The organism is Azospirillum fermentarium, assembly GCF_025961205.1.
Classification (GTDB): domain Bacteria; phylum Pseudomonadota; class Alphaproteobacteria; order Azospirillales; family Azospirillaceae; genus Azospirillum; species Azospirillum fermentarium.
The window spans coordinates 603857-623782 of sequence record NZ_JAOQNH010000003.1; the positions used below are offsets into that span (position 1 = coordinate 603857).

Annotated in this window: 22 protein-coding genes; 1 reads left to right on the plus strand and 21 read right to left on the minus strand. The window is 67.4% G+C overall.

Going from position 1 to position 19926, the window contains the following annotated elements:
- Nucleotides 1-104: 104 nt before the first annotated feature.
- The 3 genes from cysE to M2352_RS22990 are packed head-to-tail and all read right to left on the minus strand — an operon-like array spanning nt 105 to nt 3830.
- Nucleotides 105-962, minus strand: coding sequence for a serine O-acetyltransferase (gene cysE / locus M2352_RS22980; RefSeq protein WP_264666859.1), 858 nt, complete (start codon nt 960-962; stop codon nt 105-107).
- Nucleotides 963-979: 17 nt separating this feature from the next.
- Nucleotides 980-2908: a family 2A encapsulin nanocompartment cargo protein cysteine desulfurase gene (locus M2352_RS22985; protein ID WP_264666860.1), complete on the minus strand. Its 1929-nt coding sequence runs from the start codon at nt 2906-2908 to the stop codon at nt 980-982.
- Nucleotides 2901-3830 carry a family 2A encapsulin nanocompartment shell protein gene (locus M2352_RS22990; protein ID WP_264666861.1) on the minus strand — a complete coding sequence of 310 codons (930 nt, stop codon included), beginning with the start codon at nt 3828-3830 and terminating at the stop codon, nt 2901-2903. The genes M2352_RS22985 and M2352_RS22990 overlap by 8 nt, the downstream gene beginning before the upstream one ends.
- A 574-nt stretch (nt 3831-4404) precedes the next feature.
- Between M2352_RS22990 and M2352_RS22995 the strand changes: the two genes are divergently transcribed.
- Nucleotides 4405-5019, plus strand: coding sequence for a helix-turn-helix domain-containing protein (locus M2352_RS22995; RefSeq protein ID WP_264666862.1), 615 nt, complete (start codon nt 4405-4407; stop codon nt 5017-5019).
- Nucleotides 5020-5045: 26 nt separating this feature from the next.
- Here the strand turns inward: M2352_RS22995 and M2352_RS23000 are convergent, their stop codons facing one another.
- The 18 genes from M2352_RS23000 to M2352_RS23085 all read right to left on the minus strand — a co-directional run bounded on the left by M2352_RS23000 (nt 5046) and on the right by M2352_RS23085 (nt 19924).
- A complete protein-coding gene (locus M2352_RS23000) occupies nt 5046-5384 on the minus strand; it encodes a type II toxin-antitoxin system HicB family antitoxin (protein WP_264666863.1) in 339 nt (112 codons plus the stop codon).
- 129 nt (nt 5385-5513) lie between these two features.
- Nucleotides 5514-6281 (minus strand): class II glutamine amidotransferase, encoded by a 768-nt coding sequence (locus M2352_RS23005; RefSeq protein WP_264666864.1) that lies wholly within the window; start codon nt 6279-6281, stop codon nt 5514-5516.
- Nucleotides 6282-6370: 89 nt separating this feature from the next.
- Nucleotides 6371-7099: a GntR family transcriptional regulator gene (locus M2352_RS23010; RefSeq protein ID WP_264666865.1), complete on the minus strand. Its 729-nt coding sequence runs from the start codon at nt 7097-7099 to the stop codon at nt 6371-6373.
- A 185-nt stretch (nt 7100-7284) separates the two neighbouring features.
- Nucleotides 7285-7464 (minus strand): 2-hydroxymuconate tautomerase, encoded by a 180-nt coding sequence (locus M2352_RS23015; protein WP_264666866.1) that lies wholly within the window; start codon nt 7462-7464, stop codon nt 7285-7287.
- 4 nt (nt 7465-7468) lie between these two features.
- A complete protein-coding gene (locus M2352_RS23020; RefSeq protein ID WP_264666867.1) occupies nt 7469-8248 on the minus strand; it encodes a 2-keto-4-pentenoate hydratase in 780 nt (259 codons plus the stop codon).
- Nucleotides 8245-9273 carry a 4-hydroxy-2-oxovalerate aldolase gene (gene dmpG / locus M2352_RS23025; RefSeq protein WP_264666868.1) on the minus strand — a complete coding sequence of 343 codons (1029 nt, stop codon included), beginning with the start codon at nt 9271-9273 and terminating at the stop codon, nt 8245-8247. Before dmpG ends, M2352_RS23020 begins: the two co-directional genes overlap by 4 nt.
- Before the next feature lie 17 nt (nt 9274-9290).
- Nucleotides 9291-10223: an acetaldehyde dehydrogenase (acetylating) gene (locus M2352_RS23030; protein WP_264666869.1), complete on the minus strand. Its 933-nt coding sequence runs from the start codon at nt 10221-10223 to the stop codon at nt 9291-9293.
- A gap of 5 nt (nt 10224-10228) precedes the next feature.
- A complete protein-coding gene (locus M2352_RS23035; RefSeq protein ID WP_264666870.1) occupies nt 10229-11020 on the minus strand; it encodes a 2-keto-4-pentenoate hydratase in 792 nt (263 codons plus the stop codon).
- A gap of 11 nt (nt 11021-11031) precedes the next feature.
- On the minus strand, nt 11032-12495 hold the full coding sequence (locus M2352_RS23040; RefSeq protein WP_264666871.1) for a 2-hydroxymuconic semialdehyde dehydrogenase: 1464 nt from the start codon (nt 12493-12495) through the stop codon (nt 11032-11034).
- A complete protein-coding gene (locus tag M2352_RS23045; protein WP_264666872.1) occupies nt 12492-12950 on the minus strand; it encodes a GlcG/HbpS family heme-binding protein in 459 nt (152 codons plus the stop codon). The genes M2352_RS23040 and M2352_RS23045 overlap by 4 nt, the downstream gene beginning before the upstream one ends.
- The gene (locus M2352_RS23050; RefSeq protein ID WP_264666873.1) at nt 12947-13789 is read right to left on the minus strand and encodes an alpha/beta fold hydrolase; all 843 of its coding nucleotides are present in this window, start codon (nt 13787-13789) and stop codon (nt 12947-12949) included. Before M2352_RS23050 ends, M2352_RS23045 begins: the two co-directional genes overlap by 4 nt.
- Nucleotides 13790-13863: 74 nt before the next feature.
- Nucleotides 13864-14763 carry a SphA family protein gene (locus M2352_RS23055; protein ID WP_264666874.1) on the minus strand — a complete coding sequence of 300 codons (900 nt, stop codon included), beginning with the start codon at nt 14761-14763 and terminating at the stop codon, nt 13864-13866.
- 52 nt (nt 14764-14815) lie between these two features.
- Complete coding sequence (locus M2352_RS23060) at nt 14816-15739, minus strand: catechol 2,3-dioxygenase (RefSeq protein WP_264666875.1); 924 nt, start codon at nt 15737-15739, stop codon at nt 14816-14818.
- A 453-nt stretch (nt 15740-16192) separates the two neighbouring features.
- Nucleotides 16193-16567 carry a 2Fe-2S iron-sulfur cluster binding domain-containing protein gene (locus M2352_RS23065; protein ID WP_264666876.1) on the minus strand — a complete coding sequence of 125 codons (375 nt, stop codon included), beginning with the start codon at nt 16565-16567 and terminating at the stop codon, nt 16193-16195.
- Nucleotides 16568-16570: 3 nt separating this feature from the next.
- Entirely contained in the window at nt 16571-17635 is a 1065-nt protein-coding gene (locus tag M2352_RS23070; RefSeq protein ID WP_264666877.1) for an NADH:ubiquinone reductase (Na(+)-transporting) subunit F, read from the minus strand.
- Between the two features lie 19 nt (nt 17636-17654).
- A complete protein-coding gene (locus M2352_RS23075) occupies nt 17655-18023 on the minus strand; it encodes a phenol hydroxylase subunit P4 (RefSeq protein WP_264666878.1) in 369 nt (122 codons plus the stop codon).
- Nucleotides 18024-18072: 49 nt separating this feature from the next.
- The gene (locus M2352_RS23080) at nt 18073-19614 is read right to left on the minus strand and encodes an aromatic/alkene/methane monooxygenase hydroxylase/oxygenase subunit alpha (RefSeq protein ID WP_264666879.1); all 1542 of its coding nucleotides are present in this window, start codon (nt 19612-19614) and stop codon (nt 18073-18075) included.
- A 37-nt stretch (nt 19615-19651) separates the two neighbouring features.
- Complete coding sequence (locus M2352_RS23085) at nt 19652-19924, minus strand: MmoB/DmpM family protein (RefSeq protein WP_264666880.1); 273 nt, start codon at nt 19922-19924, stop codon at nt 19652-19654.
- Nucleotides 19925-19926 lie beyond the last annotated feature (2 nt).

Genomic DNA, 19926 nt, shown 5'->3' on the forward strand with positions numbered 1-19926 from the left:
TCCGCTTTGCGGACCACATTGTCTCCCGTTGTCCGGTACCGTCGAACTGAAACGGGGAGCGTGTTTCCACGCTCCCCGTCTTTTCGTTGACCCGGACGCCCCCGTCAGATGGCGTATTCCGGTTCCGGCAGGCTCATGTCCATCTCGATGGCCGGTGCCTTGTCGGAGGTGGCCCAGCCCACCACGCGGGCCGGCACGCCGGCCACGGTGGCGCCCGGCGGCACCGGCTTCAGCACCACGCTGCCGGCCCCCACCTTGGCGAAGCGCCCGATCTCGATGTTGCCCAGAACCTTCGATCCGGCGGCAAGCAGCACGCCGTCGCGCACCTTGGGGTGACGGTCGCCGTGCTCCTTGCCGGTGCCGCCCAGGGTGACGTGCTGAAGGATCGAGACGTCGTTGCCGATCACCGCCGTCTCGCCGATCACCACGCCGGTGCCGTGGTCGATGAACACCCCCCGGCCGATGGGCACCGCCGGATGGATGTCCACCGCGAACACCTCCGACACCCGGCTTTGCAGGAAATGGGCAAGCTCGCCCCGCCCCTGCGTCCACAGCCAGTGCCCCACCCGGTGCCATTGCAGCGCCAGGAAGCCCTTGAAATAGAGAAAGGGGGTCAGGTGGCTGTCCGCCGCCGGATCGCGGGCGACGATGGCGTTCAGGTCCACCACCGCCGACGCGATGATGCCGGAATCGGCGGCATAGGCCGCCAGCGCCAGATCGGTCAGCCGTTCCGGCGCGATGTACCAGTCGCCCAGCTTGCGCGACAGATGTGCCGCCAGGGCCGCGGGGAAATCCGTCTGCGACAGCACCGCCATATGGATGAAGCTGCGCAGCAGGGGGTCTTTCCCCGCCACCCGTTCGGCCTCCGCCCGCAGGATATCCCAGAGCTGGGCCGCCGGTTCCTCCGCCTGATCGCTGAGGGGGGCCACGCCGAACCGGGTTCCCTTCACCACCTCTCCCATGATGATCCCCTCCCCTTTCAGCCGCGGCGGTTGAGCGTGTGGCGGATGCGGTGCAGGCTCGCCACCAGCGCGTCGATGTCCTCGCAGGTGTTGTAAAAGGCCAGCGAGGGGCGCACCGTGCTTTCCAGCCCGAACCGCCGCAGGATCGGCTGGGCGCAGTGGTGGCCCGAGCGCACGGCGATGCCGTCGCGGTCCAGCGCCTTTCCCACGTCCTCGGTCCTGCAGCCGTCGAGCACGAAGGACAGCACGCCGGCCTTTTCCGCCGCGGTGCCGATCAGCCGCAGCCCCGGCACGGTCAGCAGCCCCGCCGTGGCATAGACCAGCAGTTGGTGCTCGTACTGGGCGATCACCGGCATGCCGATGCCGTTCAGGTAATCGATGGCCGCCCCCAGCCCCACCGCGTCGGCGATGTTGCCGGTGCCCGCCTCGAACCGCATCGGTGCTGGCTGGTAGACCGTCTTTTCGAACGTCACGTCGGCGATCATGTTGCCGCCGCCCTGCCACGGCTGCATGCGCTCCAGCACGTCCAGCCGCCCGAACAGCACGCCGATGCCGGTGGGAGCGAACATCTTGTGCCCCGACAGCACGAAGAAATCGCAGCCCAGGGCCTGGACGTTCACCGGCATGTGCGATACCGCCTGCGCCCCGTCCACCAGGGTGACGGCTCCGGCGGCGCGGGCCATGGCAACCATCTCCGCCGCCGGGGTGACGGTGCCGAGCGCGTTGGACACCAGCGTCAGCGACACCAGTTTCGTCCGCGGCCCCAGCAGGCGGGCGTATTCCTCCAGGATCACCTGCCCGTCGTCGTCCACCGGCACCACCCGCAGCCGCGCCCCCGTGGCCGCACACAGCTGCTGCCAGGGAACGATGTTGGCGTGGTGCTCCAGCCAGGTGACGATGATCTCGTCGCCCTCGCGGATGTGCTGCGCACCCCAGGCCTTGGCCACCAGATTGATGGCCTCGGTCGCGCCGCGGACGAAGACGATCTCGCGGGTGTCGGTGGCACCGACGAAATCCCGCGCCTTTTCCCGTGCCGCCTCATAGGCGTCGGTGGCACGGGCGGCCAGGGCGTGGGCGGCGCGGTGGATGTTGGAATTCTCCTCCGCGTAGAATTTCGCCAGCCGGTCGATGACCGCCTGCGGCTTCTGCGTGGTGGCGGCGTTGTCCAGCCAGATCAGCGGCTTGCCGTGAACCGTCTGGTTCAGGATGGGGAAATCCCGCTTGGCCGCCCGCGGGTCGAAGGCCGGGGCCGGCTGGGGCAGGTCCGGCACCTGTTCGGGCCGCAGTTCCAGCCACAGCGCCCTGACGTCCACCAGATGGCCGGGGGCCTGCGGCACCGCCGGAACGGTGGCCGCCGGAGAGGCTCCAGGGGATGCCGCCGGAGCGGTGGGCACCGACGCCGTGGGAACGGTGGCGGCGGACGGCCCGCCCGACCGGGCCTCGTCCACGAAATAGAAGGCACCCGCCGGAACCGCCGCCAGGGAGGTGCCGGGCGACGACGGGGCGGCTGCCGGCAGCGGCGGCACCAGGGACAGCGTGCCCCCCAGCGAATGCACGATGCTGCCCAGCCCGCCGTCACCCAAGGCCCCGAACGGCAACGGGTTGGGCGGTGCTGCGGCGGTGGCGAGGGCCGGGTTGCCCGACGGCCCCACCGGCGGCGGGGCGGTCGGCACCGACGGGACGGCGGGGGTTGCCACCGGCGCGTGGGCCGCCGGAACCGCCCCCGGCACCGGCGGGGCGGCGCTGAGGTGCGGAGCGGTGGGCACGGGCGGCGCGCCCTGCCCCGGCAGCGCCTGCCCCGGCAGCGCCTGGAAGAACTGGTTTGCCAGACGCGCGATCAGGCCCACGTCGGGAAGACCGGAGCCATCGGAACCGGGGGCCGCCCCCTGCCCCGCCGCCGGGTCCGGCGGCAGGGTCGGGGCGGCGGGGGTACCGTGGTCAGGCATACTCGTGGTAATTGCCGACATAAACGTCCTCCAGCACGCCGAGCGCATCTTCGGTCAGGATGGCCGCGGAGCAGTAAAGCGAGATCAGGTAGGACGCGATGGCCTTCCGGTTGATGCCCATGAAGCGCACCGACAGGCTGGGCGCCACCTCGCCGGGGACACCGGGCTGGAACAGGCCGACCACGCCCTGCTTGGCCTCGCCCGTGCGCAGCAGCAGGATGTTGGTCCGCCCTTCGGCGTTGACGTACAGCTTGTCGCTGGGGATCAGCGGGATGCCGCGCCACGTCAGGAACGGCGAGCCGTGCAGGGTCACCGTGGGGGGCGGCACGCCGCGGCGGGTGCATTCGCGGCCAAAGGCGGCGATGGCCCGCGGGTGGGCCAGGAAGAACGCCGGCTCCTTCCACACCTTCGCGATCAATTCGTCCAGATCGTCGGGCGTGGGCGGACCCTTGCGGGTCTTGATCTTCTGCGACGGGGCGGCATTGGTCAGCAGGCCGTATTCGGCGTTGTTGATCAGCTCGCTTTCCTGCCGTTCCTTCACCTTTTCGATCAGCAGGCGAAGCTGTTCCTGGATCTGGTCGATGGGGTGGCTGTACAGGTCCGACACGCGGGTCTGCACGTCCAGCACGGTGGTGACGGCGTTCAGCGAATATTCCCGCGGGGTTTCGTCATAGGGGACGAAGGTTTCCGGCAGGTCGGCGTCGTTGCGGGGGCTGCATTCCACCTCCGTCCGCACCTCCCCCTTGGGATCGACGACGCGGTTCAGGCGGTAGATGCCGGCTTCCACCGGCGTCCAGGGCAGGAAGCTCACCAGCCAGCGCGGCGTGATGCCCGACCATTGCGCCCGCGTCTTGGTGGCGTTGGCAAGCTGGCGGGCCGCCTGCTCGTTCAATGTTCGGCGCACCTCGGTGTCCTCAGACATGACATCGGCTCCTTGGAAGAGGATCGGCCGGCCTTTGCAAAGGCCGGGCAACGGCACGCCCACACGGGCGGACCCGTGGTGGGCCAGCCGTCGGTCATGCCGGAAAAGGAAAAAACAAGAAGGGGTGTTGCTGGCGGAACAGGATGGAAGCCGGACTGTGCCGTGCATCGCTGTGGTTGAAATCATGCCGGCTTCGCTCTTCGGCCTCAAGACCTATGCCGATCGCCGAAGTCATTTTGCTCCGCTATAACGGACAACCATCCGTTTGAGTGTGCGGGCGCGAAATAAACCTTTCATGCTGAAAACAAAGGACACCGGAGCGCTCACATTGCCTTTTCAGAGAATAGGTTTTACGGAAAAAATTATCCGGTCATTCCTCCATCGCCTGTAGAAATTCACAGGATTTTCTCTTTTATTCCTTGGGCGCCGTTAAACAAAAATAACACATTTTATATATGTATTATTTTCAATTCAACGTTTGAAACCGCAAAAATCTATTGTGATAATAGGCTTAAGCGGATAAAATCCTCCAATATTATAGACAATCGTGCCTCAGCGGCGGACAGGGGGGGCTATGACCAACAGCATGGCACGGGACGGCGACGGCTTCACTCCCATCGGCGAAGAGGCAATCCCGCTGCTGCTGGGCCGCAATCTGCGGCGCCTGCGCGTCCGCCAAGGGCTGTCGCTGGAACGGCTGGCCCGCCTGTCGGGGGTCAGCCGGGCCATGCTGGGCCAGATCGAGCTGGGCCGCAGCGTGCCCACCGTCACTGTGCTGTGGAAGGTGGCGCGCGCGCTCGACGTGTCGTTCGCCACCCTGACCAGCTTCACCGGGCACGACGGCGTCGTGGTCATGCGCCACGATCCGTCACAGACGCTGCTGTCGGCGGACGGGGGCACGGCGGTGCGCACCCTGACCCCCAGCGACGGCGACCGCCGGGTGGAGTTCCGCGAACTGGTGCTGCGGGCCGGTGCCCTGGAAAACGGCGTGTGCCACCAGCCGGGCACCATGCAGAACATCGTGGTGGCGAACGGCCGGGTGGAGTTGTCGCTGGCGGGGCGCCGCATCGGGCTGGGCCCCCGGGACGCCATCCTGTTCGACGCCGATCTGCACCATGATTGGCGCAACGTGGGGGATGGCGATGCCACCCTTTATATGGTGGTGTTCCGCCAGGAAACCGCCGCCTGACGGGCGGGGGTTATGAGCCGTCGCGGCTATTTTACCGGCACCACCCCGGCGGCCTCGCTCAGGCGGTCGGCGATCCAGGCGGCCACGCTCTTGCCGTCCCGCTGGGCGCAGGTGGCGATGGCCCGGTGCAGCATGGGATTGACCCGGATGGCCAGCGTGCCGGAATAGGGGCCGGCGGCCGATGCCCCCATGTCGCTGGACAGCACCAGATAATCATCGACGGCGGTGCGGAACGCCTGGCGCAGCTCGTCCACCGACCGGCCGCGGAAGGTGATGCCGTCGCGCGTGTTGATGACCTCGCCGACGAAAATGCCGGCTTCGTCATCGAAGTCGATCTGGGCCTTGTAGCCCTTGTATTCCATCATCCCCGGCGTTTCCCTGCACCCTTGTGGAGCCAGAGAATAGCCGGGCCGCGGCGGCGGCGGTTTGACCTGCCTCAATTCCGGCACCCGCCGTGGGGGTAATTCCGACGGCGCCACCTCCGTTACCCGCAATCACCCCACCGGGCGCCCGTCGCGGAACACCACCATGTCGCCGGGGTTCATCACGATCCACGCCTCGTCACGGGTCAGCGGACGGGTGGCGATGACGGTCACCACGTCGTTGGGCGTGGTTTCCTTGGAAAAATCGACGTTCATGTCCTCGTCGATCAGGGTGGCGGCACCAAAGGGGGCGCAGCGGGTCAGCCACGCCAGATGGGTGGAGCAATGGCACCACAGGAAGCGTCCGTCCGACAGCAGCATGTTGAACACGCCCAAGCTGTTCAGCTCCGCCGCCAGTTCCGCCACCAGCGCCATCAGCGCCCCGTCGCGCCGCGGCGGCCGGGGGTAGCGGGCGCGGATGCGGTCCAGGATCCAGCAGAACGCATGCTCGCTGTCGGTGGTGCCCATGGGCTGATAGAAGTCCAGCGTCTTGCGCTTGATGCCCTTGAGCTGGCCGTTGTGGGCGAACACCCACGGGCGGCCCCACAGCTCGCGGCTGAACGGGTGGGTGTTTTCCAGCGCCACCCGCCCGCGGTTGGCGCGGCGGATGTGGGAAATGACCGTGCAGCTCTTGATCGGGTATTCCCGCACCAGCCGGGCGATTTCCGAATCGCAAGACGGCCGCGGGTCGTGGAACATGCGGCAGCCCTGATCCTCGTAAAAGGCGATGCCCCACCCGTCGCGGTGCGGGCCGGTGCGGCCGCCGCGGTTCATCAGCCCGGCAAAGCTGAAGCAGATGTCCGTGGGCACGTTGGCGCTCATGCCCAGGAGTTCGCACATGGGAAAACCTCGCAAGGGATACCGGAATGGGGTGCTACCCTACGACGGCGGCCCCCCTTCCGTCACCCCCTTGGATGGCCCGCCCGGCGCTACCCCCCGTACACCTGCCGTTTCAGCAGCCGGGCGGTGGTTTCGATGTGGGCGGTCAGCAGGCGGCGGGCGGTGTCGGCATCGCGGGAAACCGCCGCCTTCATCAACTCCTCGTGTTCCACATGGACGTTGCGGGACTGGGGCGCCACCCCCTCGTCGTGGCGGTGCATCAGCGACTGCATGCGGTAGCGTTCGTGCTGGCGGTAGAGGATTTCCACCAGCCCCAAGAGCCGCGCCGACGGGCAGGCGGAGGTCAGTTGGCGGTGGAAATCCTGGTTGCTTTCCTCCCATACCGCCAGATCGCCGGGGGGATGGCCGGCGGCGATGCGCTCCTCCGCCCGGCTCAGGCTGTGGAAGGCGGCGACCACCCTGCCCTCCCACGCCACGTCGCCGTGGCGGATGGAATCGGCCAGCGCCTCGGTCTCCAGCATCACGCGCAGGCGGGTGATGTCCATCAGGTCGTCGTACGACATGGGCGCCACGCGGAACCCGCGCTGCCCTTCCGCCGTCACCAGCCCCTCGGCGGCCAGCCGGGCCAGCGCCTCGCGCACCGTGCTGGCGGCCACGCCGAAGCTGCCGCGGATCGGCTCCACCCGCAGCTTGGCGCCGGGTGCGTGCTTGCCGGCGATGATGTCCCGGCGCAGATTGTCGTAGACGAAGGAAATCAGCGTCACCGCCCCCGCCGCCGACGCCTCCTCCCGGATGCTGCGCGCCTCCGCCTTGGGCATGTCCGTCACCTTTTCCGACACGGGATAAAAACGCTTTCCCTTCCTGATATCGCTTTTCGTGGCATCCCCGCCAGCACGAAAAGAACCGCGGCAGCCACCCCGGTTGCCGCGGCCAAGGGAGCGGGGGACCGGCTGGGACGCGCTCCAAGCCACCGGCCCCTCTTCACACAAGGGCGATAAGGGGATCAGCCCTTGGGTTCACCGCCGACGGCCCAGTGGGCCGCCGGAACTTCGCGGATGACCACGCGGATGGTCTGCAGCGGCGCGTCCAGGGTGCGGTGGGCCGCGTCGGTGACCTCCCGCATCATGGCGCGCTTGGCCTCGGGCGAGCGGCCTTCGAGCATGGTGACTTCGATCAGGGGCATGGGCTCAATCCTCCACCGTGAAGGCCACCCGGCCCATGCCGGCGAACACGCCGCGCACCGCCATGCCGGGGGCCAGATGATGGGCGGCGGTCGCCCCGCCGGCCAGGATGATCTGGCCGGGCTTGATCCCTTCGCCCGAGCGGGCGATCAGGCGGGCGGCGGCCACCAGCGAGCGGATCGGGTGGCCGAGGATGGCGGCGGACGATCCCACCTGCACCGGGCGCCCGTCGGCCTCCAGCACGATGCCGATGTTGCCGACGTCGAAATCGGGCTTGCGCCATTCGCCCACCACGAACCCCGACGACGACGAGTTGTCGGCGATCACGTCGGGCAGGGCGAATTTGAAATCGCGGTAGCGGCTGTCGATGATCTCCAGCGCCGGGGCCACGGCGTCCACCGCCGCCAGCGCCTCGGCGTTCGACACCGCCCCCGACAGCGGCCCCTTCATCAGAAAGGCGATTTCCGGCTCCACCCGCGGGTGGACGTAGCGGGCAAAGGACACCGCCCCGCCCTCCTCCACCCGCATGGCGTCGGTCAGGCGGCCCCAGATGACCTCGGACACGCCGACCTGCTGCATCTTGGCCCGGCTGGTCAGGCCCATCTTGTAGCCGACCAGCCGTTCCCCGCGGGCCAGCCGGCGCTGCACCGACAGGCTTTGCACCGCGTACGCCTCGTCCACGGTCAGGGGATGGGTGTCGGTGATCTGCGGGATCTCGCGGGCGGTGGCCGCGGCGGTATCGACGGTTTCGGCAAAGGTGACGATGGTGTTCCGGGTGGTGCTCATGCCGTGGCCCCCGCGTGTTCGGACGCCTTCGCCAGGTCAAGCGCCACATCGACGATCATGTCCTCCTGCCCGCCGACCATCTTGCGCCGGCCCAGTTCGATGAGGATCTCGCGGGCATCGACGCCATAGGTCTGCGACGCCCGCTCCGCATGGCGCAGGAAGCTGGAATAGACCCCGGCGTACCCCAGCGACAGGCTCTCGCGGTCCACCCGCACGGGCCGGTCCTGCAGCGGGCGCACCAGATCGTCCGCCGCGTCCATCAGCGCGAACAGGTCACAGCCGTGGTCCAGCCCCATGCGGTCGAGCACGGCGATCAGCGCCTCCAGGGGCGCGTTGCCGGCCCCGGCCCCCATGCCGGCCAGGGAGGCGTCGATGCGCACCGCCCCCGCCTCGATCCCCGCCACCGCGTTGGCCACGCCGAGGGTGAGGTTGTGGTGGGTGTGCACGCCGATCTGGGTTTCCGGCTTCAGCCCGTCGCGGTAGGCGTGGACCCGCTCCGCCACCTGATGGGGCAGCAGGGCACCGGCGGAATCCACCACATAGACGCATTCCGCGCCGTAGGATTCCATCAGCTTGGCCTGCTCCAGCAGCTTCCCCGGCGCCACCATGTGCGACATCATCAGGAAACCGATGGTGTCCATGCCCAGCTTGCGGGCGTACTCGATGTGCTGCCGCGACACGTCGGCTTCGGTGCAGTGGGTCGCCACCCGCACCGAGCGGGCGCCGGCATCATAGGCGGCGTGGAGATCCTCCTTGGTGCCGATGCCGGGAAGCTGGAGCACGGTGACTTTCGCGTGGGTCACCGCCTCGGCCACCGCGGCGATCCAGTCGAGATCGGTGTGGCTGCCGAAGCCGTAGTTGAAGGAGCCGCCGGCCAGCCCGTCACCGTGGGTGATCTCGATGGCGTCCACCTTGGCCGCGTCCAGCGCCTTGGCGATCGTGACGACCGTGGACAGGTCGTACTGGTGCCGCAGCGCGTGCATACCGTCGCGCAGGGTTACGTCCTGAATGTAGAGCTTGGTCATGGTGCCGTTTCCTTCGGTCAGGCGGCGAGCGTGCGCTCGACCCAGCGGTCGGCGGTGGCCATGGCGGCGGAGGTCATGATGTCCAGATTGCCGGAATAGGCCGGCAGGTAGTGGGCGGCCCCCTCCACCTCCAGGAAGATCGACGACTTGATGCCGGTGAACTCACCATAGCCGGGGATCTTCAGCGGCGCGTTGTTGCCGATGCGCTCGAACTGGACCTTCTGCTTCAGGCGGTAGCCGGGCACGTAGCTCTGCACCTCCTTCACCATGGCTTCCACCGAGGCTTCGATCTCCTCCGGTTCGGCCCCTTGGGACAGGGTGAACACGGTGTCGCGCATGATCAGCGGCGGTTCGGCGGGGTTGAGGATGATGATGGCCTTGCCGCGCGCCGCCCCGCCCACCTGTTCGATGGCCCCGCGGGTGGTCTGGGTGAATTCATCGATGTTGGCCCGCGTGCCGGGGCCGGCGGATTTGGACGAGATCGACGCCACGATCTCGGCATAGGGCACGGCCTTGGACACACGCTTGACGGCGTAGACCATGGGAATGGTCGCCTGCCCGCCGCAGGTGACCATGTTGACGTTGCGCTGGTCGAGGTTGGCGTCGAGATTGACCACCGGCACGGTGTAGGGGCCGATGGCGGCGGGCGTCAGGTCGATCACCTGTTTGCCGGCGGCAATCGCAATCTCGGAATTCCGCTTGTGGGCATAGGCCGAGGTGGCGTCGAACACCACCTTCACATCCTGCCATTCGGGCATGCGGGTCAGGCCGTCGATGCCCTCGTGGGTGGTGGCCACACCCAGGCGGCGGGCACGGGCCAGGCCGTCGGATTCGGGGTCCACCCCCACCATCACCCCCATGCCGAGATGCCTGGCGTTGCGCATCACCTTGATCATCAGATCGGTGCCGATGTTCCCCGACCCGAGGATGGCCACCTTTGCTTTGCTCATGCTCGTCATTCCTTTGAAAAGGCGGCGCGGACCGAGCCGAGGCCCTCCACCCGCGCTTCGAACACGTCGCCGGGCTTCACCGGCACCATCGGCCCCAGCGCCCCCGACAGCACGGTGTCGCCGGCCTTGAGCGGGCGGCCCACGCGGGCCATCACCTTCGCCAGCCACAGCGTCGCGTTGACGGGGTGGCCCAGGCACGCGGCCCCGGCCCCGGTGGACACCGGCTCGCCCCGGCATTCCAGCACCATGCCGCAATCGCGCAGGTTGAGATCCTTCAGCAGCCGCGGCTCGTTGCCCAGCACGTAGAGGCCGCTGGAGGCGTTGTCGGCCACGGTGTCGAGGATGCGGATGTCCCAGCCGGCCACCCGCGAATCCACGATCTCCAGCGCCGGCACGGCGAAGTCGATGGCGCGGATCACGTCGGCGGCGGTGAGCTGTTCGTCATCCAGATCGCGGCCCAGGACGAAGGCGATTTCCGCTTCCGCCTTGGGCTGGATCAGTTTGGTGATGGGGATATCGAGGGCGTCGGGCATCGCCATGTCGGCGAACAGCATGCCGTAATCGGGCTGATCGACGCCCAACTGCTTCTGCACCGCCACGCTGGTCAGGCCGATCTTGCGCCCGACCAGCCGGCCCCCGGCGGCCAGCCGGCGCTCGGTGTTGATGGACTGGGCGGCATAGGCGGCGTCCACCCCGCCCTCGGCCAGCAAATCACGCACGGGGCCGCAGGGTTGCCCGCCGGTGTGGGCGGCCCACAGCGCGTCGGCGGCCTGCTGGATTGCGTTTTGAAGAGACATCGGGCCGTTCCTCACAGCTTGACGCAGACGTTGCGCAGTTCGGTGTAGAATTCCAGGGAATGCACCCCGCCCTCGCGCCCGATGCCCGACTGCTTGGCGCCGCCGAAGGCGGTGCGCAGGTCGCGCAGGAACCAGGAATTGACCCAGGCGATGCCCACGTCGATCTTGCCCGCCACCCGGTGCGCGCGGCTCAGGTTCTGGGTCCACACGGTGGTGGCAAGGCCATAGTCGGTGTCGTTGGCCAGCCGGATCGCCTCCTCCTCGGTATCGAAGGGGCGGATGTGGCAGCAGGGGCCGAAGATCTCTTCGCGCACCACCGCGGCATCGTCGGACAGGCCGGTCCAGATGGTCGGCTGGATCCACGCCCCGCCGGCCAGGGCTTCGGGCATGTCGGGCACGCCGCCGCCGGTCACCACCGTCGCCCCCTCCTCCACCGCCTTGCGGTAGTAGGAGAGCACCTTGTCCCGGTGGGTGTGGCTGATCAGCGGGCCGAGGCCGGTGTCGGGATCGCTCGGGGCACCGATCTTCAGCGCTTCGGCCTTGGCCTTCAGGGCCGCCACGAATTTGTCGAAGATCGGGCGTTCCACATAGACCCGCTCGGTGCCCAGGCACACCTGACCGCAATTGACGAAGGCCGCGCGGGCGATGCCGGCCACCGCCTTGTCGAAATCGGCGTCGGCGAAGACGATGCCGGCGTTCTTGCCGCCCATCTCGAACGACACCGCGCGCACGCCGTCGGCCGCCGCCTTCATGATGGCGGTGCCGGTGGACGTCTCACCCGTAAAGGTGATACCGTCAACGCCCGGATGGCGGGTGAGGAATTCGCCGGCGCTGTCGGGGCCGAAACCGTGGACCACGTTGTAGACGCCGGGCGGCACGCCGCAGGCGTTCATCACCTCGCCCAGCAGGGCGGCGGTGGTCGGGGTTTCCTCCGACGGCTTCACCACCACGGTGTTGCCGCAGGCCAGCGCCGGCCCGACCTTCCACGTCATCAGCAAGAGCGGCAGGTTCCACGGCGACACCACCGCGATCACCCCCTTGGGCACGCGCACGCCGTAGTTCAGCACCCTGCCGCCGTCGCTGGGGTCGGTCATCTCGAACGCCTCGGTGGGGACGTTCTTGATCATGTCGGCGAAGATCTTGAAATTCGCCGCCCCGCGGGGGATGTCGATGTGGCTGGCCAGCGACACGGGCTTGCCGGTGTCGGCGACCTCGGCATCCAGGAAATCGTCGAAGCGCCGGTTGATCTCGTCGGCCACCCGGTGCAGCAGGGCCGCGCGCTCGGGCAGCGGCATCGACCCCCACGGGCCGTCCAGTGCTGCGCGCGCGGCCCGGACCGCCGCGTCCACCTCGGCCTTGCCGGCCTCGTGCACGAGGGAGATCACGTCACCGGTGACCGGCGAGCGGTTGGCGAACGTCTTTCCCGACGTGCCGGACACGTACCGGCCATCGATGAAATTCAGCACGTCCTTCATGGCTGTTCTTCCTTATCCAACCCGAATGTGTCCAGCCCCAGGGCGGCCAGGGCCGCGCGGGCGCAGAGGATGTCCTGTTCTTCGCTGGCCCCCGACACGCCCACGCCGCCCAGCCGCACGCCGTTCTCGCTCACGGGGAAGCCGCCGCCGATCATGGTCAGCCGCGGCACCTGCATCAGCCCCTGGCGCAGCGGCTCGTTGCCCGCCAGCGCCGCCGCCCATTGCCCGGTGGGAAAGCCGAAGCTGGCGGCGGTGTAGGCCTTGTCGGTGGCAATCCCGATGGAATGCAGGAACGCCCCCGGCATCCGCAGGAAGGCCGCGAGGTTGCCGCCCGCGTCCACCACCGCCACGTTGATCCGCACGCCCAGTTCCCGCGCCTTGGCCACCGCCGCGGCGCAGGCGGCGTGGGCGGCCTCGGCACCGATGACGGCGCCCGCTTCCCCCAGCCCGCTCATGCCCCATCCCCTTGATCCAGCAGGAAATCCGTAACCAGACGGTTGAACGCCCCGGTCTTTTCGATCTGCGTCCAGTGGCCGCAGTTGCCGAACACGTGCAGGTCCGACGCCGCCAGCAGGTGGTGCAGACGAACACTCGCCTCCAGCGGGATCACGCGGTCGTCGCGGCCATGGACGATCAGCGCCCGGTGCGGAAGCCGTGCAATCCGCTCCGGCGGGGTCAGCAGCGCGTTCAGGTGCCGCTGGCGCGGGGCCGGGAACATGGCGGCGTAGGATTCGTGGTAGCCGGGGCGGATGCTGGCCTGATAGCGCGAGCGCACGATCTCGGGCGTGATCAGCGTGCGGTCGTGGGCGAACCAGTCCATGATCGCCGCCATGTTCTCCTCCGACGGCTCGTACCCCCACACGGCGTCCAAGCCGGGCGTCATGGGGAAGTCCACCGCCGCCGATCCCATCAGCACCAGCCGGTCCACCCGGTCCGGGTGACGGTCGGCCAGCGCCACCGCCAGCGCACCCCCGAAGGAATTGCCGATCACATGGGTGCGCCCGATGCCGAGCGCGTCGAGAAAACCCGCGATGTGGTCCACCCACAGATCCAGACCATAGGCATCCCCCGGCAGGCGTTGGGTGTAGCCGAAACCGGCGGCGTCGGGCGCAATGGCGCGGAAATGCACGGCCAGCGCCGGCAGCGTCAGCCGCCAGTTGGCGTACGCGGTGACGCCGGGGCCGGACCCGTGCAGCAGCAGGACGGGCGCCCCCGCCCCGGCCTCCAGGTAATTGGTGGCGCGTCCGGCCACAGGGACGGACCGCCCGATTTCGGGATTGGCGGTTTCGCTCATGACGGGTTCCCCGCGCGTTTGAAAAACGGGACCGGGTGCCGCCGCCCTCACCGGACGGCGGCACCGGACCGGCGTCAGAAGGGCATGATGAACTTGACCCACGCCTTGCCGCCCTGGGGGCGGTTTTCGGCGACGAATTCATGCTGGTACTTGGCGATCAGCGACATGCCGTTGAAATCGTACTTCACCGCCGGGCCGGCGGCGAAGGCACGGCCCCGGTTGTCCACCTTCACACCGGCGCGTTCGTCGTCGGTGGTCTGGTTGAACCAATAGCCCGACACGCCCACCGACCAGTCGCCGATGTGCTGGGCCACGGTGTAATCCATGTGGAAGGCCTGGCCCGAGCGGTAGTCGGTGTCGTTGTTCTTGGTGTTGAAGGTATACATCAGCTTGGCCGACACCTCGAACCCGCCGTCGGTGATGTAGGTGCCGGCCACCAGCGGTTCGATGCCCCAGTAATTGGCGCCGATGTTGAGGGGACGGCTCTTGTCGTACTCGCCGGTCGGCAGGATCACGTCGATGCCGGTGGCGATGTGGTGGTTCTTGCCGTGCCACGACAGGATGACGGGGTTGAGGGTGATGTCGCCCAGCCCGAACCGGCGGTGGGAGATGTTGCCCACCTCGTAATCCAGATGGACCAGGGGCACCAGCATGTGCATGCCCCAATAGGCCCCCAGCACCTGATACGGGCTGGTCCACACCAGACGCCCGACCTCGGCGGTGGCGTTCAGGCGGAAATGCACCGGCACCTTGTCGCCGGAATTGTCGTTCAGCCGGTCCGCCGAATAATGGGTCAGGTAGTTGAGGAAATAGAAGCCCGGCGGCGGCACGGCGCCGGCCATGAAGCCTTCGGCGCCGTCGGGATACTGCGATGCCCCTTCGGTGGCGTTGGCCGCCGGGGCGGCCAGCGTCAGCAGCAGAGCGGCGGCGGCGGCGGCGGCAAGCCCGCGGACGCTCTGCACAGTCGATGCCATGGGAATTCTCCCTGATGTCTTTTTTTATGGAGACGCGCGGAGGAGGGCGGTATCAGGTCACCACACCCAGGAAGCGTTCGTTCAGCGCGCGCTCGTAATAGAAGATGCCGCGGCCCACCTGATCGAAGCTCCAGGTGCGCACCGGATCGTCGGGGTAGAAGGTGTAGCCGCCGGCGAACACCTCGTTCCGGTTGCCCGAGGGGTCGAAGAAATAGATGGTCTGGCCGCGGGTGATGCCGTGGCGGGTGGGGCCCAGGTCGATGGCGATGTCCTCGCGCACCATCACGTCGGCGGCGTGGCCGATGGCGTTCCAGTCTTCGATGAAGAAGGCGACGTGGTGCAGCTTGCCCGGCTCGGGGTGGCGGACGAAGGCGATGTCGTGCGCCTTGTTGGAGCAGGTCAGCCAGATGGCGAAGACGTTGCCCTCGGGGTCATCGACCTTTTCCGCCAGCTTGAAATCCAGGCAATTTTCGAAGATGTCCAGATTCTTGTCGATGTCGGGGCCGTACAGCAGGATGTGGTCCATGCGGATGGCGCCCATGCCATGGGGCACGCTCTTCCAGATGTAGGGGTTCTCCACATCGGGGATCTCGTCGGCCCGCGCCACCTCGGCGTAGAGGTCGATGCGGTGGCCCGACGGCAGGGTGAAGGCGATGCGGCGCCCGAACCCCGGCTGTTCCCCGGCGGCAACCGGCGTCACCTCGACCCCATAGGCGGTCAGGCGCTTTTCAAAGGCGCTGAGCGCCTCGTCGCTCTCGACCTTGAAGGCGAAGAGGTCGAAGCCCGCCTGATCGGACGGGCGCAGCACCAGCGAGTGGTGATCGAACTCGTCGCGGCCCTTCAGCATCACGCGGCCGTCGCCGCACGTCCCGACCTTCATCAGCCCGACGTGTTCGACATAGTGCTTCACCGCCGCGTCGATATCCAGAACACGGATCTGCGCCAGACCAGGGCGCAACACACCCGTCATTGCCATTGTCGTTTCCTCCGGTTTGCGTTGGTCGCTTGTTTTGGTGATGGGCCGGGAAGCCCTGGTGTCCGGCGGTTGGCGTGGTGTCACCGCTTCCCGGCGGATGCAGGAGAACCCCTGGGGGCCTCCTCTGTCAACTATAATATCGTTTTTTTTGTTTTTATCGTTTTATGGGGCGCCCCCTCTCCCCGTTGGGGCTGCCGGATGCACACATCTCTAACCCACCGATGCAAAACAGCTTTTTCCATCGTCATTCCCGCGAAGGCGGGAATCCAGGCACAGAGCCGCGATCAGCGGCGACATGAGTCCCCAAGGTTTCTCCCTTGGAAACACCTTCTGGATCCCAGCCTTCGCTGGGATGACGATGAAAAGTTTATGGTCTGTCAGTGCATTGGACGATGTGTGAGTATCACGAGCCTGACGGCTCGGCTTTCGGGCTATCGCTGTGAAAACCGGCCCTCACCCCGGCCCCCTCCCCGGTGGGGAGAGGGTGTAAGGGGGGATTTCGGCACGCACCGGCACCTTCAGCGCCGGGCGCACGGTCAGGTCGCTTTCGGGGGTCAGGCGGCAGGCGAGCGCGTAGCCCTCCCCCTCCTCCTCCACACTGACGTGGTTGCGCCCGGTGGGGCCGGTGCGGTAGCGCCCGGCCAGTACCTGCACCCGGCACACGCCGCAGCCGCCGCGGCGGCAGCCGGTGGGAATGCGCTTGGCGCCGATCATCGCCCGCCCCCCCGGCCCCCACGCACGGTCCAGCGCTTCCAGCACCGTCTCGCCGCCGCGGCAGGGAAAGGGGGTGTCCCGGCCCTCCAGATGGATGGCGAAGGTGTTTTCCATGGCTCACAGCCTCCGAAAGACCGGGCTTTTCACCTTGGCCGCGTCGGCATCGCCGGCGGTCAGGAAACGCTCGGTGTGGATGTCGCGTTCGAACAGCCGGCCCTGCATCAGCGTGCGGATGCAGGCTTCCACCATGGGCGGCGGACCGCACAGGTACGCCTTGCGCCCCGCGAACACGCCGCCGTAGCGGCGGGCCAGCGCCTCGTGGACGAAGCCGGTTTCCCCGTCCCACCCGTCCCCGGCGCCGGGCTCCGACAGCACCGGCACATAGGTCAGGGTGGGATGGCGGGCCGCCAGATCCGTGAAGAGATCCCGGTCGTAGAGGTCGCGGGCGGTGCGCACCCCGTGGATCAGCAGCATCTCGTGGGGGCACCCCTCTTCCAGCAGGTCGAGGATCATGGATTTCGGGCTGGACAGCCCGGTGCCGCCGGCCAGGAAGATCATCGGCGCCTCCGCCGATTTGCGCACCAGGAAGCGGCCATAGGGGCCGGACAGCCGCAGCCGGTCGCCCACCGCGAGATCGTGGTGGATGTAGCCGGTGGCCCGCCCGCCCGGCACCAGCCGCACGTGCAGCTCGACCAGCCCCGGCTGCGACGGCGGGTTGGCCAGCGAGAAGGCCCGCGGCCCGTCCACGCCGGGCACCGTCAGGTTGACGTACTGCCCGGCCTGGAATTCGATGCCGGGGCCGTCCAGTTGGATGAACACCCCCTTCACATCGTGGGTCAGGTCATCCAGCCGCACCACGGTGCCGGCAAAGTCGCGCACCGGGATGCGCCGGGCGTCGGGATCGTCGTCCAGTTCGGCTTCGATGGTGACGTCGGACATCAAGGTGGCGGTGCAGGCCAGCGTCTTGCCCCCGTCCCGCTCGAAATCCATCAGCGCGAAGGGGGAGGCATCGCCGTGGTCCACCTCGCCGTCCGCCACCTCGACCTTGCAGGTGCCGCACAGCCCGTGTCCGCAGGCGTGGGGAAGCCAGATCCCCTGCCGCAGACAGGCATCCAGAATGGTCTGGCCCTCGTCCACCTCCACCGTGTCGCCGGTGGGTTCGATGGTCAGCGTGTGGGTCACGGAACACCTCCCCTTGTTTTTAGCTGCACGAACCGCGGTAGCCGTTCAGGCCGGGTGTCCAGAAACGGATCAGCGACTTGTGACCCACCCCGTGGTCCTTCAGGCTCTTTTCGGGATCGGGGGTGACCGCCGTGCCGTCCACGGTCCACCGCACCGCCGCCCAGTCGATGGCGGCGAAGTCGGGGTGCATGCCGTAATAGGTCGGCAGAATGTCGCCCAGCAGCGCGCCGAACGGCATGTCGGGCAGCAGCGGGAAGGCGGTGGCCGCACAGAAGCTCAAATGCTCTTCCCAGTGCAGATAGACGACGATGTTGCCGTGGAAGTTCTCCACCCGGTCACGGATGTCGATCTTGTCGGCATAATCCTTGTCGAGCGCCACGAGGGCCATGGCGTTTCCTCCTGTTGGTTCGTTCTTTTGGTTCGGCGGGTCTTGCGGCTCAGCCGCCGACCTTGCTGCGGGCGGCCATCCAGGCATCCCACATGACCTGATCGGGCGATCCCGTCTGGTCCATGTTGTCCACGCCGGGATTGAGCCGGTAATACTTCAGCACGTCCTCCATCGACGCGCCGCCGCACTGGCCCTGGAAGATCTGGTGCACCGGCAGCCAGGATTGGGCGTACTTCTCCGGCTCGCCGTCGAAGACGTCTTTGCAGCCGTCGGAACAGAAATGATAGGTGTCGCCGCGGAAATGCGAGGAGCGGAACGAGATGGTCGTCGGGTCGCCCGGCTCGGTGTAGACCATGGGGATCTGGCAGGTGGTGCACAGCTGCGGCAAGGCGTTGTTGTAGAAACGCTTGCCCTCCTTCTCCATCTCCGCCCACATCTCGTAGCGGGGGCGGTAGTATTTATCGAAGGTGTTCGGGTACTTCTCCGACAGCCAGTCCATTTCCTCCGCACTCGGCAGCCAGGTGTGGAAGGCGGCGGCGTGGGTGTACTGGTAGAAGGTGCACCAGTTCTGATGGCTGATGTGCTCGGCCTCCGCCGTGGCGATGTCGGCGTATTTCGGCACCCGCAGGCCATAGCGCGACAGGTCGCCGAACAGGGCGCCGCCGGCCTCGGTGAAATAGATGTCCCACGCCTCCCGCCACGACATGATCTTCTTGGGCAGCATGTAGTCCATCATCATGGCGACGAGGCCCAGCACCCGGTGCCCGCGCCAGAACCACTTGTCCACCCACTTCTGCACGATGGGCAGATTGTCGGGGTCCTGTTCCAGCAGGAACTTGATGACCTCGATGCCCAGCGTCATGTGCCGGCTCTCGTCCGACTGGGCCGAGAAACCGAAGGTGACGGTCGCCAGATCGCCGTTGTACGCCGCCCCCGACATGAAGGGCACGAACAGCAGGTTGGTCAGCACATATTCAAAGGCGAAGCCGATGGCGATGAAGTATTCGAACGGCCCGGCGGTGCGGGCGTCGTCGAAGAACGACTTGGGCACCGACAGATACCACACGCGGTCGTGCATGTGGCTGAACTCGTTGAAGCCGTCGAAGAACTTGTTGTAGTGGCTCAGCGTGTGGATCTGGGTCTGGACGTGGCGCAGCTCGTCCAGCGACTGCATCTGGGCGGCGATGCGCGGGCCGACGCCGGGGGTGTGGCGCCCCACATGGGCGAAGCCGCGGTGCGCCTGATACTCCAGCGGCGACACGCCGGTCAGGAACAGCTTGATGGCGTTGAGGTAGCGCGGGCTGGACAGGCCGAGCTGGCCGTTGTTCTGGGCGAAGCTGTCGAGCACGGCGTAGAGCTTGCGCTCCTTCTCCGCCTGGAACTTCCAATAGGCGTCCATGGTCAGGCGGAACGGGTCTTCCCACTTGGACCAGTCGTGGATCTTGATCCCCTCGAACTCCGCGTAGGGGTAGAGCGCGGATTTCGACTGGTAGCTGGGCTCCCAGTCCAGCCCGCGGGTCAGCAGGGCGTAGCGCTGCTTCAAACCCAGTTTGGCCTTGGTGGTGAACGGCGCGGCCGTGGTGGTGGACATGACGTTTCCTCTCCGAAATGGCGTTTTGTTTTTGGTGTCAGTGGGCCCAGGCCAGGGCGAAGTAATCGTCGTCCTCGTCCACGTTGCCGGCCATGGAGACGATGCACAGGTGGAGTTCCTGCGGATCCCAGGTGCGCCCGATGCGGCTTTCCACCGATTCCCGGCGGATGATGAGGGAACCTTCGCGGTCGATCTTCACGATGCCGGGCATGGCGTTGACCACCAGCCCGGGGTTGTCGGCGGTGATGGCGTCGATGATCGGGCGGGCGGCGTCGGTGTTCTGCAAGGTGATGGAAACGACACGGGACATGG

Coding starts and splice junctions, on each gene's coding strand:
- dmpG (WP_264666868.1), bottom strand. CDS start 9,273: ATGACCAAGCTCTACATTCAGGACGTAACCCTGCGCGACGGTATGCAC.
- M2352_RS23045 (WP_264666872.1), bottom strand. CDS start 12,950: ATGAGCGGGCTGGGGGAAGCGGGCGCCGTCATCGGTGCCGAGGCCGCC.
- cysE (WP_264666859.1), bottom strand. CDS start 962: ATGGGAGAGGTGGTGAAGGGAACCCGGTTCGGCGTGGCCCCCCTCAGC.
- M2352_RS23020 (WP_264666867.1), bottom strand. CDS start 8,248: ATGAGCACCACCCGGAACACCATCGTCACCTTTGCCGAAACCGTCGAT.
- M2352_RS23040 (WP_264666871.1), bottom strand. CDS start 12,495: ATGAAGGACGTGCTGAATTTCATCGATGGCCGGTACGTGTCCGGCACG.
- M2352_RS23075 (WP_264666878.1), bottom strand. CDS start 18,023: ATGGCCCTCGTGGCGCTCGACAAGGATTATGCCGACAAGATCGACATC.
- M2352_RS23015 (WP_264666866.1), bottom strand. CDS start 7,464: ATGCCCCTGATCGAAGTCACCATGCTCGAAGGCCGCTCGCCCGAGGCC.
- M2352_RS23010 (WP_264666865.1), bottom strand. CDS start 7,099: ATGCCCAAGGCGGAGGCGCGCAGCATCCGGGAGGAGGCGTCGGCGGCG.
- M2352_RS22990 (WP_264666861.1), bottom strand. CDS start 3,830: ATGTCTGAGGACACCGAGGTGCGCCGAACATTGAACGAGCAGGCGGCC.
- M2352_RS23055 (WP_264666874.1), bottom strand. CDS start 14,763: ATGGCATCGACTGTGCAGAGCGTCCGCGGGCTTGCCGCCGCCGCCGCC.
- M2352_RS23060 (WP_264666875.1), bottom strand. CDS start 15,739: ATGGCAATGACGGGTGTGTTGCGCCCTGGTCTGGCGCAGATCCGTGTT.
- M2352_RS23005 (WP_264666864.1), bottom strand. CDS start 6,281: ATGTGCGAACTCCTGGGCATGAGCGCCAACGTGCCCACGGACATCTGC.
- M2352_RS23050 (WP_264666873.1), bottom strand. CDS start 13,789: ATGAGCGAAACCGCCAATCCCGAAATCGGGCGGTCCGTCCCTGTGGCC.
- M2352_RS23080 (WP_264666879.1), bottom strand. CDS start 19,614: ATGTCCACCACCACGGCCGCGCCGTTCACCACCAAGGCCAAACTGGGT.
- M2352_RS23065 (WP_264666876.1), bottom strand. CDS start 16,567: ATGGAAAACACCTTCGCCATCCATCTGGAGGGCCGGGACACCCCCTTT.
- M2352_RS23085 (WP_264666880.1), bottom strand. CDS start 19,924: ATGTCCCGTGTCGTTTCCATCACCTTGCAGAACACCGACGCCGCCCGC.
- M2352_RS23035 (WP_264666870.1), bottom strand. CDS start 11,020: ATGTCTCTTCAAAACGCAATCCAGCAGGCCGCCGACGCGCTGTGGGCC.
- M2352_RS23030 (WP_264666869.1), bottom strand. CDS start 10,223: ATGAGCAAAGCAAAGGTGGCCATCCTCGGGTCGGGGAACATCGGCACC.
- M2352_RS22985 (WP_264666860.1), bottom strand. CDS start 2,908: ATGCCTGACCACGGTACCCCCGCCGCCCCGACCCTGCCGCCGGACCCG.
- M2352_RS22995 (WP_264666862.1), top strand. CDS start 4,405: ATGACCAACAGCATGGCACGGGACGGCGACGGCTTCACTCCCATCGGC.
- M2352_RS23000 (WP_264666863.1), bottom strand. CDS start 5,384: ATGATGGAATACAAGGGCTACAAGGCCCAGATCGACTTCGATGACGAA.